The organism is Enterobacter genomosp. S, from assembly GCF_001631805.1.
GTDB classification, from domain to species: Bacteria; Pseudomonadota; Gammaproteobacteria; order Enterobacterales; family Enterobacteriaceae; genus Enterobacter; species Enterobacter quasihormaechei.
The window spans coordinates 23,924-40,363 of sequence record NZ_LVVA01000002.1; the positions used below are offsets into that span (position 1 = coordinate 23,924).

Here is a 16,440-nt window from a genome sequence, read left to right on the forward strand (position 1 = left end):
GTGCCGCCGCAGGGTGGCACGCCGTTTTTGTCTCTACTCCTCATGTGGCGCAGGCTGATCTATCATCCGGAAGTTAACTACGCACTGCGACAAACGCTGGTGTTGTGTCTCCCCGTGGCCGTGGGCCTGCTTCTCGGACATCTTCAGCAGGGGTTGCTGTTTTCTCTCGTGCCCGCCTGCTGCAACATTGCCGGTCTGGACACGCCGCATAAACGCTTTTTCAAACGCCTGATTATTGGCGGCTGCCTGTTTGCCGGCTGTAGCCTTGCCGTGCAGCTTTTACTGGCCCGCGACATTCCGCTGCCGCTGATCCTGACCGTGCTGGCGATGACGCTCGGCGTCACCGCCGAAATCAGCTCGCTGCACGCCCGCCTGCTTCCCGCGTCGCTGATAGCCGCCATCTTTACCTTAAGCCTTGCGGGCAATATGCCGGTGTGGGAGCCATTGCTGATCTACGCCCTCGGCACGCTGTGGTACGGGCTGTTTAACTGGTTCTGGTTCTGGCTGTGGCGGGAACAGCCGCTGCGTGAATCCCTGAGCCTGCTCTACGTGCAGCTTGCTGAATACTGTGAAGCAAAATACACCCTGCTCACCCAGCATACCGACCCGGAAAAATCCCTGCCGCCGCTGCTGGAGCGGCAGCAAAAAGTGGTGGATCTGATCAGCCAGTGCTACCAGCAGCTGCACATGCTTGCCGCCAATAAAAATCATGAATATAAGCGGCTGCTGCGTACCTTCCAGGTCGGGCTGGATTTGCAGGAGCATATCTCCGTCAGCCTGCATAATCCGGAAGAGGTGCAAAAGCTGGTAGAGCGCAGCCATGCGGAAGCGGTGATCCGCTGGAATGCGCAGACCGTCGCGGCGCGCCTGCGGGTGTTGGCTGATGATATTCTTTATCACCGTTACCCGACGCGCTTTAACATGGATAAACAGCTCGGCGCGCTGGAAAAGATTGCGCGTCAGCACGCGGATAACCCGGTCGGCCAATTTGCCGCCTGGCATTTCAGCCGCATCGCCCGCGTGCTGCGCACTCAGCGCCCGCTTTATGCCCGCGACCTGATGGCCGATAAGCAAAAACGGCTCCCGCTGCTGCCCGCGCTGAAAAGCTATCTTTCACTGAAGTCTTCCGCCCTGCGCAACGCCGCGAGGATCAGCGTGATGCTGAGCATCGCCAGCCTGATGGGAATGGCCCTGCACCTGCCGAAACCCTACTGGATCTTAATGACCGTGCTGTTTGTTACCCAGAACGGCTATGGCGCCACAAGGGTCCGTATTCTGCATCGGGCGGGCGGCACGATGGCGGGGCTGATTATCGCGGGCGTGACGCTGCACTTCCACGTGCCGGAGGGCTATACCCTGGCCGGTATGCTGGCGATCACGCTAGTGAGCTATCTGATTATCCGCAAAAACTACGGCTGGGCGATGGTGGGCTTTACGGTGACGGCGGTGTATACCCTGCAACTGCTCACGCTTAACGGGGAACAGTTTATTATTGCCCGGCTGGTCGATACGCTGATTGGCTGTCTGATCGCCTTTGGCGGTATGGTCTGGCTGTGGCCACAGTGGCAGAGCGGGCTGCTGAGGCAGAACGCCCACGACGCGCTGGAGGCCGATCAGCAGGCCATTCGTCTGATCCTGAGCGACGACCCGCAGCCTTCCCCGCTGGCCTACGAGCGCATGAAGGTCAACCAGGCGCATAACGCCCTGTTCAACTCCCTGAACCAGGCCATGCAGGAGCCGGGCTTTAACGCGCACTACCTGGCGGACATGAAGCTGTGGGTCACGCACAGCCAGTTTATCGTCGAGCACATCAACGCCATGACCACGCTGGCGCGCGAGCACACCATGCTGACGCCAGACCTGGCGCAGCGCTATTTGCAGTCGTGTGAAATTGCGTTGCAGCGCTGTCAGCAGCGTCTGGAGTATGACGCGCCGGGCGAGTCAGGAGAGTCAAATATTCTGGAAGCGCCGGAAACACTCACCCACGGCCCGATGAGCACCCTGGAGCAGCATTTGCAGCGCGTTCTCGGGCACCTGAACACCATGCACACCATTTCCTCGGTGGCATGGCGTCAGCGTCCGCATCACGGGATTTGGTTAACCCGCAGGTTGAAGCGGACGGCGTATTAGCCTTTTACAATCTTCGCGACCGCCGCGGCAAAGCGGGTTAACCCGTCTTCAATGTCGTACTCTTCCACCACCAGCGACGGCGCAAAGCGCATCACGTCCGGCCCGGCGTTGAGCACCATAACGCCTTCATGGGCGGCGGCGTGCAGGAAATCGCGCGCGCGACCTTTATACTGCGGCTTCAGCTCAGCGCCGATCAGCAGCCCCATGCCGCGGATCTCGCTGAACACGTCGTACTGTTCATCAATCTTTTTCAGGTGTTTCACAAACAGGTCGCGTTTCGCATTCACGCCGTTCAGAACGTCCGGCGTGTTGATGATGTCGAACGCCGCGCCCGCCACGGCGCACGCCAGCGGATTACCGCCGTAGGTGGAGCCGTGTGAGCCGACGTGGAACGCGGAAGCGATATCCTGGGTGGTGAGCACCGCGCTGACCGGGAAGCCGCCGCCGAGCGCTTTCGCGCTGGTCAGAATATCCGGCGTGACGCCGTAGTGCATGTAAGCGAACAGATCTCCGGTACGCCCCATCCCGCACTGCACTTCATCAAACACCAGCAGCGCCTGATGAACATCGCATAACGCGCGCAGCCCTTGCAGAAATTCCGGGGTAGCCGCCGTGACGCCGCCTTCCCCCTGAATCGGCTCGACCACCACCGCGCAGGTGTGGTCGTCCATCACCGCCTTCACCGCATGCAGATCGTTAAACGGCACGTGGATGATGTCCGCTGGTTTCGGGCCAAAGCCGTCGGAATACTTCGGCTGGCCGCCCACGGAAACGGTAAAGAACGAGCGACCGTGGAAAGCGTTATGGAAGGCGATGATTTTGGTTTTAAACGGGCTGTGGCGCGTGGTTGCGTAATAGCGCGCCAGCTTAAAGGCGGTTTCGTTGGCTTCGGTGCCGGAGTTCATAAACAGCACGCGTTCGGCGAAGGTTGCATCGATGATCTTACGGCCCAGGCGCAGCGCCGGTTCGTTGGTGAAAACGTTGCTGGTGTGCCACAAGGTTTCGCCCTGGGTTTTCAGCGCGTCCACCAGCGCAGGATGGCAATGGCCCAGCGCCGTCACCGCAATACCGCCCGCGAAATCTACGTACTCTATGCCCTGCTGATCCCACACGCGGCTGCCTTTCCCTTTTACCGGAATAAACTCAGCCGGTGCATAAATCGGCAGGATCACTTCATCGAATGTCGCGCGGGTAATTGCTGGTTGTTCAGTTGCCATGTCATGACCATCCATTCTTATGTCACAGTGATTGTGAAAATATAATCACAAAATATGCATAAAAAATCACAACAAGGCAACAGTTATTCAGCGGTTGAGGAAATTCGCCAGCAGCGCGTGCCCCTGCTCGCTCAGGATGCTTTCCGGGTGGAACTGCACGCCTTCAAGATCCCAATTCCGGTGACGAATGCCCATGATCTCCTGCGTCTCGCTCCAGGCGGTAACCTCAAAGCAGGCCGGGAGCGTCGGCGGATCGATCACCAGCGAATGGTAGCGCGTCACGGTTAGCGGATTGTTGAGTCCTGAGAATACGCCCGTACCGGTGTGCGTGACCGGCGAGGTTTTACCGTGCATGACTTTCGCGGCACGGACAATGGTCGCGCCAAAAACCTGCGCAATGGCCTGATGGCCCAGGCAGACGCCCAGAATCGGCAGCCTGCCTGCATAGTGGCGGATCGCCTCCAGGGAGATACCGGACTCCGACGGGGTACACGGCCCCGGCGAAATCACGATTTTCCGGGGAGCCAGTGTGTCAATGTCTGCCAACGCGATCTCGTCGTTACGGCGGACAACCACCTCTGCCCCCAGCTCACAAAAATACTGGTAAAGGTTCCAGGTAAAGGAATCGTAGTTATCAATCAGCAGAATCATGGCGGCCCCCGAAAAAATTGCCGCCTTATTCTACTCAGATCCCCGCGCTTCGCTCACTACTTTAGCAAAGATGGCGTTCAGGGCGGCCAGATCCCCCGTCGCCCCGCTCTGGTTGGCGGCGGCCCAGTCGTCCGGGTCGATACCCTGCCAGTTCAGCACGTAGCCCGCATGGATCGCCAGCTGTTCAAAGAAGATCCGCTGGGCCACGCCATTGCCGCTCATAAACGGATGTAGCATGTTGATTTCACAGTAGTAGTGACTCATTTTGTCTGTGAAATCCTCTTTGGGAAGGCCGACCAGATATTTATCGGTTTCCAGCGAAGCCATCAGCTCATTCCCCACCTTCTCGATGTACTCGAAATGGCAAAAAGGAATGTCGCCTTTGGAAATATCGGCGGTGCGCAGCTCGCCAGCCCCTTTCATTTCGTTGCGGAATAAATGGCGGTGAATAAGGCACAGATGGGGTAAACCCGGTGCAGAAGGCCCCAGTTCCAGCGTTTCAATATCGGGTTCCGCTGGACCCTTGCCTTTTTCAAGGAGGCAACTGGCCTGAAGATTGACGCTACGCTGTTGCTCCCAGAATCGGGATTTTTGCTTGTCGGTGAGTTTTTTCACTACGCCTCCCTGAATAGTCCGTTTGCCACAAGTATAAGCAGCAAAACGCGCTTTCGCTGGGAGGAGGGAAAGACACGGGCAGGATATGCCCGTGTGGGAAAACAATTACGGCAGCACTTTCGCGGAGAGGATCACCACTGGCTTAGACGGCACATTCTGGTATGGACCGACATCGTGGGTCTGAACCTGAGAGATCTTGTCCGCCACGTCCATGCCTTTCACCACTTTACCGAAGACCGCATAGCCAAAGTCGCGCTGGCCGTGATCCAGGAAAGCGTTGTCCGCCACGTTGAGGAAGAACTGGCTGGTGGCGCTGTCTTTATCCGCCGTACGCGCCATGGAAATGGTGCCGCGCTTGTTCAGCAGGCCGTTATCCGCTTCATTTTTGATTGGCGGGTTAGGCTTTTTCTGCTGCATCTGCTCGTTGAAACCGCCGCCCTGAATCATAAAGCCCGGGATCACGCGGTGGAACGTAGTGTTGTTATAAAAACCACTGTTCACGTAGTCGAGGAAGTTTTTCACGGAAACGGGGGCTTTCTGGCTATCCAGCTCCAGCTCAATATTCCCCGCAGAGGTAGTCAGCAGGACGTGAGGGTCTCCTTTGGCTGCCAGCGCAGCAGGGGAAACGGCAGAAAGAGCAAACACAGCTGCGACAGCCGCCAGTGTTGATTTGAGCATGAGAATTCCTTAACAAAGCGCAGTATAAAAAGCGAATGGCTTGATTCTAAAGAGCAGTATGAACCCAGACCAGTCTTTTACCTAATTTTACGAAATTGAAACAATTATTACCGCGCAAACGATTGTTCAGCACGCGATAGAATGTGATCTTTATCACGTTAAAGCCTGCAATTGTGCTCAAAATTTTCTGAAAAGATTTAATTAGATCACTTTCGCGACTAAAATCTGCCCGCTCAAACGCAGTCCATGCGTTTTTCTTTACTTTTAACAGGCCAGACATGACTAACAGCAATCGCATCAAGCTCACATGGATCAGCTTCTTCTCCTACGCCCTGACCGGCGCGTTGGTGATCGTCACCGGGATGGTGATGGGGAATATCGCAGAGTATTTCCAGCTTCCCGTTTCCAGCATGAGTAACACCTTCACCTTCCTGAACGCGGGGATCCTGATCTCTATTTTCCTGAATGCCTGGCTGATGGAAATCGTGCCGCTGAAAACCCAGCTGCGCTTCGGCTTCGTGCTGATGGTAGCCGCCGTGGCGGGCCTGATGTTGAGCCACAGCATCGCCCTTTTCTCCGCCGCCATGTTCGTGCTGGGCCTGGTGAGCGGGATCACTATGTCGATCGGTACGTTCCTGATCACCCATATGTATGAAGGCCGCCAGCGCGGCGCGCGTCTGCTGTTTACCGACTCCTTCTTCAGCATGGCCGGGATGATTTTCCCGATGGTCGCCGCGTATCTTCTCGCACGCAGCATTGAATGGTACTGGGTATACGCTTGTATCGGTCTGGTCTATGTCGCGATCTTCATTCTGACCTTCGGCTGTGACTTCCCGGTGCTCGGCAAAAAAGCGCAGACCACCTCAGAGCCGGTGGCGAAGGAAAAATGGGGTATCGGCGTGCTGTTCCTCTCCATTGCCGCCCTGTGCTACATCCTGGGTCAGCTGGGCTTTATCTCGTGGGTACCGGAATACGCCAAAGGTCTGGGCATGAGCCTGAACGACGCGGGCAAGCTGGTGAGCGATTTCTGGATGTCTTACATGTTCGGCATGTGGGCCTTTAGCTTCATCCTGCGCTTCTTCGACCTGCAACGTATTCTGACCGTCCTGGCGGGTCTGGCGACCGTGCTGATGTATCTGTTCATCAACGGTTCCCCGGAGCATATGCCGTGGTTCATTCTGACCCTGGGCTTCTTCTCCAGCGCGATTTATACCTCGATCATCACCCTTGGCTCTCTTCAGACCAAAGTGGCCTCGCCAAAGCTGGTGAACTTCGTGCTGACCTGCGGCACCATCGGCACCATGCTGACCTTCGTGGTCACGGGCCCGATTGTGGCGCACAGCGGCCCGCTGGCAGCGCTGCATACCGCTAATGGTCTGTACGCCGTGGTGTTTATCATGTGCTTCGTGCTGGGCTTTGTGACCCGTCACCGCCAGCACAATACGGCAACAGCTACCCACTAATCGCCATCACCCCTTTGCGATCTGCAAAGGGGTTTTACCCTGCTCACCCGCTCTGACTGCCGATTCGTAAAAAACCCCACCAAAATTGTGCAAAAAACAGGCAAGCACAAAAAACGAACAATATCCGCCACTTATAAAAATCCTGACAAATCATAGATATACCCACTAAGGGGTAGGTGCAGGCGTATTTGATTTGCATCAATAAGTGCCTCTGCTGAATCGTTAAGGTAGGCAGTAATAGAAAAGAAATCGAGGCAAAAATGAGCAAAGTCAGACTCGCTATCATCGGTAACGGCATGGTCGGCCACCGCTTTATTGAGGATCTTCTCGATAAAGCCGATGCTGACCAGTTCGATATTACCGTGTTCTGTGAAGAACCCCGCAAGGCGTACGACCGTGTGCACCTGTCTTCCTACTTCTCCCACCATACCGCCGAAGAGCTCTCTCTGGTGCGCGACGGGTTCTACGAGAAGCATGGCGTAAAAGTGCTGGTGGGCGAACGCGCTATCACCATCAACCGTCAGGAGAAAGTGATCCACTCCAGCGCCGGGCGTACGGTTTTTTACGATAAGCTGATCATGGCGACTGGCTCCTATCCGTGGATCCCGCCGATTAAAGGGTCGGAAACCCAGGATTGCTTCGTTTACCGTACCATTGAAGACCTCAACGCCATTGAATCCTGCGCACGTCGAAGCAAACGCGGTGCGGTTGTCGGCGGTGGCCTGCTGGGTCTGGAAGCGGCAGGCGCGCTGAAAAACCTCGGCGTTGAAACCCACGTCATCGAATTTGCCCCGATGCTGATGGCGGAACAGCTGGACCACATGGGTGGCGATCAGCTACGCCGTAAAATCGAAAGCATGGGCGTGAAGGTTCACACCAGCAAAAACACCAAAGAGATCGTGCAGGAAGGTACCGAAGCGCGTAAAACCATGCGCTTTGCCGACGGCAGCGAGCTGGAAGTGGACTTCATCGTCTTCTCCACCGGTATTCGTCCGCGCGACAAGCTCGCCACGCAGTGCGGCCTGGCCGTCGCCCAGCGCGGCGGGATCATAATCAACGATACCTGCCAGACCTCCGATCCGGATATCTACGCCATTGGCGAATGTGCCAGCTGGAATAACCGCGTGTACGGTCTGGTGGCGCCAGGGTACAAAATGGCGCAGGTTGCCGTTGACCATATCCTCGGCAACGAAAACGCCTTTACCGGCGCAGACATGAGCGCCAAGCTGAAGCTGCTGGGCGTGGACGTAGGCGGCATTGGCGATGCGCATGGCCGCACCCCGAACTCCCGCAGCTACGTCTATCTGGACGAAAGCAAAGAGGTCTACAAACGCCTTATCGTCAGCCAGGACAACAAAACCCTGCTCGGTGCAGTGCTGGTGGGCGATACCAGCGACTTCGGTAACCTGCTCCAGCTGGTGCTGAACGCCATTGAGCTGCCGGAAAACCCGGACGCGCTGATCCTGCCGGCGCACGCCTCCAGCGGTAAGCCATCTATTGGTGTAGATAAACTGCCGGACAGCGCGCAGATTTGCTCCTGCTTCGACGTCACCAAAGGCATGCTGATCTCCGCTATCAACAAAGGCTGCCACACCGTTGCGGCGCTGAAGGCCGAAACCAAAGCCGGTACCGGCTGCGGCGGCTGTATTCCGCTGGTCACGCAGGTACTGAACGCTGAACTGGCGAAACAGGGCATCGAAGTGAACAACAACCTGTGCGAGCACTTCGCTTACTCTCGCCAGGAGCTGTATCACCTGATCCGTGTGGAAGGCATCAAATCCTTTGACGAGCTGCTGGAGAAACATGGCCAGGGCTACGGCTGTGAAGTGTGTAAGCCGACCGTCGGTTCCCTGCTGGCGTCCTGCTGGAACGAGTATGTGCTCAAACCAGAGCACACCCCGCTTCAGGACACTAACGACAACTTCCTGGCCAATATTCAGAAAGACGGGACTTACTCAGTGATCCCGCGTTCTGCCGGAGGGGAAATTACTCCGGAAGGGCTGGTCGCCGTGGGCCGTATCGCCCGTGAGTTTAACCTGTACACCAAAATCACCGGTTCCCAGCGTATCGGCCTGTTTGGTGCGCAGAAAGACGATCTGCCGGAAATCTGGCGTCAGCTGATTGAGGCGGGCTTCGAAACCGGTCACGCGTATGCCAAAGCGCTGCGCATGGCGAAAACCTGCGTGGGCAGCACCTGGTGCCGCTACGGCGTAGGCGACAGCGTGGGCTTCGGCGTCGAGCTGGAAAACCGCTACAAAGGCATCCGTACTCCGCACAAAATGAAGTTCGGCGTCTCAGGCTGTACCCGTGAATGTGCGGAGGCGCAGGGTAAAGACGTGGGTATCATCGCCACCGAGAAAGGCTGGAACCTGTACGTGTGCGGCAACGGCGGGATGAAGCCTCGCCACGCGGATCTGCTGGCGGCGGATCTCGATCGCGATACGCTGATCAAGTATCTCGACCGCTTCATGATGTTCTACATTCGTACCGCCGATAAGCTGACCCGTACCGCGTCCTGGCTGGATAATCTCGAAGGCGGTATCGACTACCTGAAGTCGGTCATCATTGACGACAAGCTGGGACTGAACGAACAACTGGAGTCCGAGATGGCTCGCCTGCGCGAGGCGGTGATCTGCGAGTGGACCGAAACCGTGAACAGGCCAGCGGCGCAGACGCGCTTCAAACACTTTATCAACAGCACCCAGCGCGACCCGAACGTGCAGGTGGTGCCGGAGCGCGAACAGCATCGTCCTGCAACCCCGTATGAACGCATTCCGGTGATGCTGGTGGAGGAAAACGCATGAGCCAGTGGGTAAACATCTGCAACATTAACGACATTCTGCCAGCAACCGGCGTCTGTGCATTGCTGGGTAACGAGCAGGTGGCGATTTTCCGCCCTCGCCACGATGAACAGGTCTTTGCCATCAGCAATATCGACCCGTTCTTTGAGGCCAGCGTGCTCTCCCGCGGTCTGATTGCGGAACACCAGGGCGACCTGTGGGTCGCCAGCCCGCTGAAAAAGCAGCGCTTCCGCTTAACCGACGGGCGCTGCATGGAAGATGAAAGCTTCTCTGTGAAGCACTACGACGTCCGCGTGAAGGACGGCGAGGTGCAGCTGAAAGCGTAACCCTCCGCCTTTCCAATAGGAAGGGCTTATGACCTCTTGTGGGTAGCAGCAGGAAAAACCGTATGTTCTGTACGATCCCTGCTGTTATCCTGACGTCAATTCTTCCCCCGCCATGAATGCTGTGAGGTAACGTCGTGGATCACCTGCCGATTTTTTGTCAATTACGCAACCGCGACTGCCTGCTCGTGGGCGGCGGCGATGTGGCTGAACGCAAAGCCCGCCTGCTTCTGGAGGCTGGCGCCCGCCTGACCGTTAACGCCCTCACCTTCGCCCCACAGTTTGACGTCTGGGCGCAGGAAGGGATGCTCACGCTGGTGCAGGGCGAATTTGATGAATCCCTGCTGGAAACCTGCTGGCTGACCATCGCCGCAACGGATAACGATGACGTTAACCAGCGCGTCAGCGACGCCTGCGAAGCACGCCGCATCTTCTGTAACGTGGTGGATGCCCCGAAAGAGGCGAGCTTTATCATGCCGTCGATTATCGACCGTTCACCGCTGATGATTGCGGTGTCCTCCGGCGGCCGCTCGCCCGTGCTTGCGCGCCTGCTGCGGGAAAAACTGGAGTCCGTGCTGCCGCAGCATCTCGGCCAGATTGCCCACTACGCCGGGCAGCTTCGTTCCCGCGTGAAGCAAACCTTCTCAACAGTGGGCGAACGCCGTCGCTTCTGGGAGAAGTTCTTTGTCAACGACAGGCTGGCGCAGTCACTGGCCAATCAGGACGCAAAGGCGGTTGAAGAGACCACCGAGCAACTCCTCTCGGAACCGCTGGATCACCGCGGTGAAGTGGTGCTGGTGGGCGCAGGTCCCGGCGATGCGGGCCTGCTGACGCTGAAAGGCTTACAGCAGATCCAGCAGGCCGATATCGTGGTGTATGACCGTCTGGTCTCTGATGACATCATGAACCTGGTACGCCGGGATGCTGACCGCGTGTTCGTCGGCAAACGGGCGGGTTATCACTGCGTGCCGCAGGAGGAGATCAACCAGATCCTGCTGCGGGAAGCGCAAAAAGGTAAGCGCGTGGTGCGCCTGAAAGGTGGCGATCCGTTTATCTTTGGTCGCGGCGGTGAAGAGCTGGAAACCCTGTGCAACGCGGCTATTCCGTTCTCCGTGGTGCCGGGTATTACCGCAGCATCCGGCTGTTCTGCCTATTCCGGTATCCCGTTGACCCATCGCGACTATGCCCAGAGCGTGCGCCTGGTAACGGGACACCTGAAAACCGGCAGCGAGCTGGACTGGCATAATCTGGCCGCTGAAAAGCAGACGCTGGTCTTCTATATGGGGCTAAATCAGGCCGCCACTATCCAGGCGAAACTGCTGGAACACGGCATGGAAGCAGATATGCCGGTCGCGCTGGTAGAAAACGGTACCGCCATTACGCAGCGCGTGGTTGATGGGGTGCTGACGCAGCTGGGTGAGCTGGCGCAGCAGGTTCAAAGCCCGGCGCTGATCGTTGTTGGACGGGTGGTTGAGCTGCGCGAAAAGCTGAACTGGTTCTCAAACCACTAACCATAGTCTCTCTTCTCGGAGTAGTCCTTATGCGGACTACTCCCTTCATACCTCAGTCGATAACATACCGCCCGCATAATGGAACTTTTCCATTTATTCCCTCGTGTTACATCCAATTTTAGATTTTTAGACAAGGAATGCGTATGTTCAAACTGGCAAAAGCTGCCGTTCTGGTCGGCCTGTTATCAACTCTGACGGCCTGCACCGGTCACGTTCAAAATACAAAAAATAATTGCAGCTATGATTACCTGCTGCACCCGGCGATCTCCATTTCGAAGATTATTGGCGGTTGCGGCCCGGCGGCACAGCAGTAAGCGTTTTTTCAGGCGTAAAAAAACCGGGAATTTCCCGGTTTTTTATTGAGTCCGTATTTGTCGGGTAGCGGCTTAAGGTTTCGCCACAAACCCAATCGCCTCGTACACCGCTTTCAGAGTTTCGGACGCGCGCGCGCTGGCTTTTTCTGCGCCCTCTTTCATCACTTTTTGCAGGAAAGCTTCGTCGTTACGGTAACGATGATAACGCTCCTGCAACTCGGTCAGCATACCGGAAACGGCATCAGCCACTTCGCCTTTCAGGTGGCCGTACATCTTGCCTTCGAAGTGTTTTTCCAGCTCAGGGATGCTCTGTCCGGTTACGCCGGAGAGAATGTCCAGCAGGTTGGACACGCCCGCTTTATTCTGCACGTCGTAGCGCACCACAGGCGGCTCGTCGGAGTCGGTTACCGCACGTTTGAGCTTTTTCACCACCGATTTCGGATCTTCCAGCAGGCCGATAACGTTGTTGCGGTTATCGTCAGACTTGGACATCTTTTTGGTCGGCTCCAGCAGCGACATCACGCGCGCGCCGGATTTTGGAATAAACGGCTCCGGCACCTTGAACACGTCGCCGTACAGCGCATTGAAGCGCTGGGCGATATCGCGGCTCAGCTCCAGATGCTGCTTCTGGTCTTCACCCACCGGCACCTGGTTGGTCTGGTACAGCAGAATGTCGGCCGCCATCAGTACCGGATAGTCAAACAGACCGGCGTTGATGTTTTCAGAGTAACGGGCAGATTTATCTTTGAACTGGGTCATGCGGCTCAGCTCACCGAAGTAGGTGTAGCAGTTCAGCGCCCAGCCCAGTTGCGCGTGCTCCGGCACGTGAGACTGAACGAAAATGGTGCTCTTCTCGGGATCGATACCGCAGGCCAGATACAGCGCCAGCGTATCCAGCGTCGCTTTACGCAGCTTCTCGGGATCCTGACGCGCGGTGATAGCATGTAAATCCACGATGCAATAAATGCAGTGGTAGTCATCCTGCATGCTCACCCACTGACGTAACGCACCCATGTAGTTACCAATGGTCAGTTCACCTGAAGGCTGTGCGCCACTAAAAACGATGGGCTTAGTCATTATTCAATTCCTGATGTTCACTGTGCGAGAGCCCGAGTACGGGCAACAAATCTTTTAAGTGGTCGAACACAACGTCCGGCTCACTCAGCGTAATGGCCTCACCGTAGTTGTAGCCGTAGGTCAACCCAACAGACGGGCAACCAGCCGCTCTGGCAGCCAGAATATCATTGCGGGAATCACCGACAAAGAGCAGCTCTGCCGGTGCTAAGGATAATTTTCCTGCCACCAGCAACAGCGGTTCCGGATGCGGCTTTTTATTCTGCACGTCATCGCCGCCCACAATCACGGAGAAGTATTTCGCGATATCCAGCGCTTCCAGCAGAGGCGCAACGAACGGTGTTGGCTTGTTGGTCACCAGCCCCAGCGGGATGCCTTTCGCATGTAACGCGCCCAGCGTTTCAGCGACATCCGGGAACAGGAAACTGCCCTCTTCGACGGTCTCTTCATAGAAACGGTCGAACAGTTTACGCAGAATACGCTGCTGTTCGTCCTGGGGGATATCCGCAAGATCAACGCTCGGTTTTCCCTGTGCGGAACGTTGAGAGGCGCGCTCCTGACGCGCCCAGGCCAGCGCGCGCTCCATCAGCACGTCCGCACCGTTACCAATCCACGTCACGACGCGCTCTTCGCCCGCAACGGGGAGTTCAAGCGCATACAGCGCCCGATCGACGGCGCTGGTTAATCCTGGCGCGCTGTCGACCAGCGTGCCGTCGAGGTCAAATGCTACACCCCGAATAGCCTGCAATTTATCCATGACTTACCTTCGCCAGTTCACGGCGCATTTCATCAATGACTTTTTTGTAATCCGGCTGATCGAAGATGGCGGAGCCCGCGACGAACATATCCGCACCCGCAGCCGCAATCTCACCGATATTATTCACCTTCACGCCGCCGTCCACTTCCAGACGAATATCATAGCCAGACTCATCGATACGGCGGCGCACTTCACGCAGTTTGTCGAGTGTCTGTGGGATAAATGACTGGCCGCCAAAGCCCGGGTTAACGGACATCAACAGGATCACGTCCAGCTTGTCCATCACGTAGTCGAGATAGCTCAGCGGGGTCGCCGGGTTAAAGACCAGCCCCGCCTTACAGCCGTTCTCTTTGATCAGTTGCAGCGTGCGGTCAACGTGCTCGGAGGCTTCCGGGTGGAAAGTGATGATGCTGGCACCCGCTGCGGCAAAATCAGGCACGATGCGGTCAACCGGCTTCACCATCAGATGCACGTCAATGGGCGCGGTGATCCCGTAATTACGCAGCGCTTTAAGTACCATCGGACCGATGGTCAGGTTGGGAACGTAGTGGTTATCCATCACGTCGAAATGGACTACGTCCGCGCCAGCCGCGAGAGCTTTGGCAGTGTCTTCACCCAGGCGGGCAAAATCGGCCGACAGAATTGAGGGAGCAATCAAAAACTGTTTCATCCGCATCTCCTTGAAATGTGTTTACCGGCGGGCAAAGGCTCAGGGTCGATAAAGCGCCAGAAGTTCGTCCACCTTTTTACGTGTGCCGCCGTTGCTGCTAATGCTACGCCGCACTTTTACCTGAAAATGCTTCGCGGCTTTGTACCATTCGCGCGTATCAGGCGTGTCGTGATTCGAAATTAACACCGGAATTCTTTTGCTGACCAGCTTTTCCGCCAACTCCGCCAGACGCGCCTGCTCGGCAGGGCTAAAGCTGTTGGTATGGTAGGCGGTGAAGTTTGCCGTGGCAGACAGCGGCGCGTAAGGCGGGTCGCAATAAACCACCGAGTTTACGCCCGCCAGCTCCATGCACTCTTCATAGGAGAGGCAGTAGAATTCGGCATTCTGCGCTTTTTCAGCAAAGTGATACAGCTCGTCCTGCGGGAAGTAGGGGCGCTTATAGCGGCCAAACGGCACGTTAAACTCGCCACGCAGATTATACCGGCACAGGCCGTTGTAGCCATGGCGGTTGAGATAAAGAAACAACAGCGCGCGACGGAACGGATCCTGGCTCTGATTAAACTCAGCGCGGAACTGATAGTAGACGTCCGGGTTGTTATTCTCTGGGGTAAACAGCTTTCGCGCCTCTTCCACATACTCATCGGTACGCAGTTTGACGATGTTATAGAGGCTGATAAGGTCGCTGTTGATATCCGCCAGGATATAACGAGAAAAATCGGTATTCAGGAACACCGATCCAGCACCCACGAAGGGCTCGATAAGACACTCGCCTTTCGGCAGGTGCTTTTTAATATCATCGAGCAGGGGGTATTTCCCCCCTGCCCATTTCAGAAAAGCGCGATTTTTTTTCATGCTGACTAACTGATTACACCTTCTCCGGCTGTGGAGAAAGCTCCGACAGCATCCTGCGCTTTAAACATTACTTCAGATCGGCCTGCACCTGATGAATCGGCTTCGCCCACGGATTTTTCGCCTGCACATCGGCTGGCAGCGTGGAGACGGCACGTTTTGCTTCATCTTTAGAAGCATAAACACCGCTTACCAGCACGTACCACGGCTGTCCGTTACGGGTCGTCTGATAAACCACGTAGTTTTTCAGATTCGATTTCTTCGCCCAGGCGTTGAGGTTGTCGTAGTTAGACGAACTGCTCAGCTGCAACGTGTAGTTGCTGGATGAAGCAGCTTTAAGAGAACCCACGTTACCCGTCGTTTTCCCTGCTGTGGTGCCGGATGCACTAGCGGCTGGCGTTGCAGCCGGTGCCGCAGTTGCCGCAGGCGCGGTTGTGGTCGCCGTTGCTTTCGGCGCAGCGGTTGCCGCAGGCGTTGGCGCTTTAACCGGCTGGCTCACCGCAGGTTTTGTCTGCGCTGGCGCTTTCGTTTCTGGCGCTTTTGCCACGGCCTGTGGTTTCGTCTCACGCTTCGGCTCAATCACGGCCTGCTTACGTTCCTGACGCGGCGCAGTCTGCGTCTGGCGCGGTTTGGTTTCCGTTGCCGCAGTTTGCTGCTGGGCATTGCTGCCATGCACTGGCGCAACGGTGGCGGGTTCAGTTGGCAGCGTGGAGTTCACCACGGCAGCGTTAACCTGCTCCTGATTCTGCGGCTGCATCAGCGCGTTGTTCAGATCGCCCTGAACCTCAACACGCTGCTGGCCTTCAGGCGTAGCTGACGCCTGGCCCTGAGTCGGGGTAGAAGAGACAGGCGGCAGAGAGATATCCTGACCGGCGCTGGTGTTGCCTGCGGTCTGTTCTGCGGAGGTGGTGCCCGGCGCAGGCTGAGCGCCATTCGCCTGGTTGCTCGCATCGTTACCAGACAGGTCGATGCTCTTCTCGGCAGACGCGGTCTGCTCGGTAGAATGGGTAGAAGGGGCTTTTAGTGCGGAACCAATGCCGACAATCAGCAGTACCAGCACCAGAACGCCAAGGCCCATCATGATGTACTGACGGGAGGCCGGTTTTGCCGCTACCGCTTTTTTACGCTTGCGCGGACGACGTTCAACAGGCTGTTCATCCATTAACTCTTCTTCGGATTCAAACTCCTCGTCTTCACGCTCATTGCGCGCGTTGCGGCTACGCGAAGGGCGACGATCGTCTGCATCCAGATCGACATCGTCAAAGTTGATCTGCGGCTCGTTATCACGTTCTGAAGATTGACGAGAACGACCAGTACGACGATCGCTGGGATCGGGTTTCAGCTCGTCTTCTGGTTTGAATTCATCCATTTAACACCCCACTCAAAG

14 protein-coding genes and 2 pseudogenes are annotated in these 16,440 nt (G+C 56.6%); 6 read left to right on the forward strand and 10 right to left on the reverse strand.

The window, feature by feature from the left end:
- Positions 1-42: 42 nt before the first annotated feature.
- Positions 43-2,130 carry a YccS/YhfK family putative transporter gene (locus A3466_RS03895; RefSeq protein ID WP_063449491.1) on the forward strand — a complete coding sequence of 696 codons (2,088 nt, stop codon included), beginning with the start codon at positions 43-45 and terminating at the stop codon, positions 2,128-2,130.
- Here A3466_RS03895 and argD read toward each other — a convergent pair.
- From argD to ppiA, 5 genes and pseudogenes are all read right to left on the reverse strand, one after another.
- Positions 2,127-3,347: a bifunctional acetylornithine/succinyldiaminopimelate transaminase gene (gene argD / locus A3466_RS03900; RefSeq protein ID WP_209445935.1), complete on the reverse strand. Its 1,221-nt coding sequence runs from the start codon at positions 3,345-3,347 to the stop codon at positions 2,127-2,129. The two genes, A3466_RS03895 and argD, sit on opposite strands and share 4 nt — an antisense overlap.
- A gap of 87 nt (positions 3,348-3,434) precedes the next feature.
- Complete coding sequence (pabA, locus tag A3466_RS03905; protein WP_063449493.1) at positions 3,435-3,998, reverse strand: aminodeoxychorismate synthase component 2; 564 nt, start codon at positions 3,996-3,998, stop codon at positions 3,435-3,437.
- A gap of 30 nt (positions 3,999-4,028) precedes the next feature.
- Positions 4,029-4,496: pseudogene (locus A3466_RS03910) on the reverse strand (putative adenosine monophosphate-protein transferase Fic); the annotation flags it as partial.
- Between the two features lie 45 nt (positions 4,497-4,541).
- Positions 4,542-4,613: pseudogene (locus A3466_RS23790) on the reverse strand (YhfG family protein); the annotation flags it as partial.
- A 105-nt stretch (positions 4,614-4,718) separates the two neighbouring features.
- Positions 4,719-5,291: a peptidylprolyl isomerase A gene (ppiA, locus tag A3466_RS03915; RefSeq protein WP_022649614.1), complete on the reverse strand. Its 573-nt coding sequence runs from the start codon at positions 5,289-5,291 to the stop codon at positions 4,719-4,721.
- 278 nt (positions 5,292-5,569) lie between these two features.
- Between ppiA and tsgA the strand changes: the two genes are divergently transcribed.
- The 5 genes from tsgA to A3466_RS03940 all read left to right on the forward strand — a co-directional run bounded on the left by tsgA (position 5,570) and on the right by A3466_RS03940 (position 11,703).
- Entirely contained in the window at positions 5,570-6,754 is a 1,185-nt protein-coding gene (gene tsgA, locus A3466_RS03920) for an MFS transporter TsgA (RefSeq protein WP_063449495.1), read from the forward strand.
- A 260-nt stretch (positions 6,755-7,014) separates the two neighbouring features.
- Positions 7,015-9,558 carry a nitrite reductase large subunit NirB gene (nirB, locus tag A3466_RS03925; protein ID WP_063449496.1) on the forward strand — a complete coding sequence of 848 codons (2,544 nt, stop codon included), beginning with the start codon at positions 7,015-7,017 and terminating at the stop codon, positions 9,556-9,558.
- Positions 9,555-9,881: a nitrite reductase small subunit NirD gene (nirD, locus tag A3466_RS03930; protein ID WP_063449497.1), complete on the forward strand. Its 327-nt coding sequence runs from the start codon at positions 9,555-9,557 to the stop codon at positions 9,879-9,881. Before nirB ends, nirD begins: the two co-directional genes overlap by 4 nt.
- Positions 9,882-10,015: 134 nt before the next feature.
- Complete coding sequence (gene cysG, locus A3466_RS03935) at positions 10,016-11,389, forward strand: siroheme synthase CysG (protein ID WP_063449498.1); 1,374 nt, start codon at positions 10,016-10,018, stop codon at positions 11,387-11,389.
- 143 nt (positions 11,390-11,532) lie between these two features.
- Positions 11,533-11,703: a YhfL family protein gene (locus tag A3466_RS03940; protein ID WP_008503029.1), complete on the forward strand. Its 171-nt coding sequence runs from the start codon at positions 11,533-11,535 to the stop codon at positions 11,701-11,703.
- A 72-nt stretch (positions 11,704-11,775) separates the two neighbouring features.
- Here the strand turns inward: A3466_RS03940 and trpS are convergent, their stop codons facing one another.
- The 5 genes from trpS to damX form a co-directional block, all read right to left on the reverse strand.
- Entirely contained in the window at positions 11,776-12,780 is a 1,005-nt protein-coding gene (gene trpS, locus A3466_RS03945) for a tryptophan--tRNA ligase (protein ID WP_023298773.1), read from the reverse strand.
- The gene (gene gph / locus A3466_RS03950; RefSeq protein WP_063449499.1) at positions 12,773-13,534 is read right to left on the reverse strand and encodes a phosphoglycolate phosphatase; all 762 of its coding nucleotides are present in this window, start codon (positions 13,532-13,534) and stop codon (positions 12,773-12,775) included. Before gph ends, trpS begins: the two co-directional genes overlap by 8 nt.
- Positions 13,527-14,204, reverse strand: coding sequence for a ribulose-phosphate 3-epimerase (gene rpe, locus A3466_RS03955; RefSeq protein WP_003861634.1), 678 nt, complete (start codon positions 14,202-14,204; stop codon positions 13,527-13,529). Before rpe ends, gph begins: the two co-directional genes overlap by 8 nt.
- 39 nt (positions 14,205-14,243) lie before the next feature.
- Positions 14,244-15,056, reverse strand: coding sequence for an adenine-specific DNA-methyltransferase (dam, locus tag A3466_RS03960; RefSeq protein ID WP_063449500.1), 813 nt, complete (start codon positions 15,054-15,056; stop codon positions 14,244-14,246).
- A 67-nt stretch (positions 15,057-15,123) separates the two neighbouring features.
- Entirely contained in the window at positions 15,124-16,422 is a 1,299-nt protein-coding gene (gene damX / locus A3466_RS03965) for a cell division protein DamX (RefSeq protein WP_063449501.1), read from the reverse strand.
- Positions 16,423-16,440: the final 18 nt, after the last annotated feature.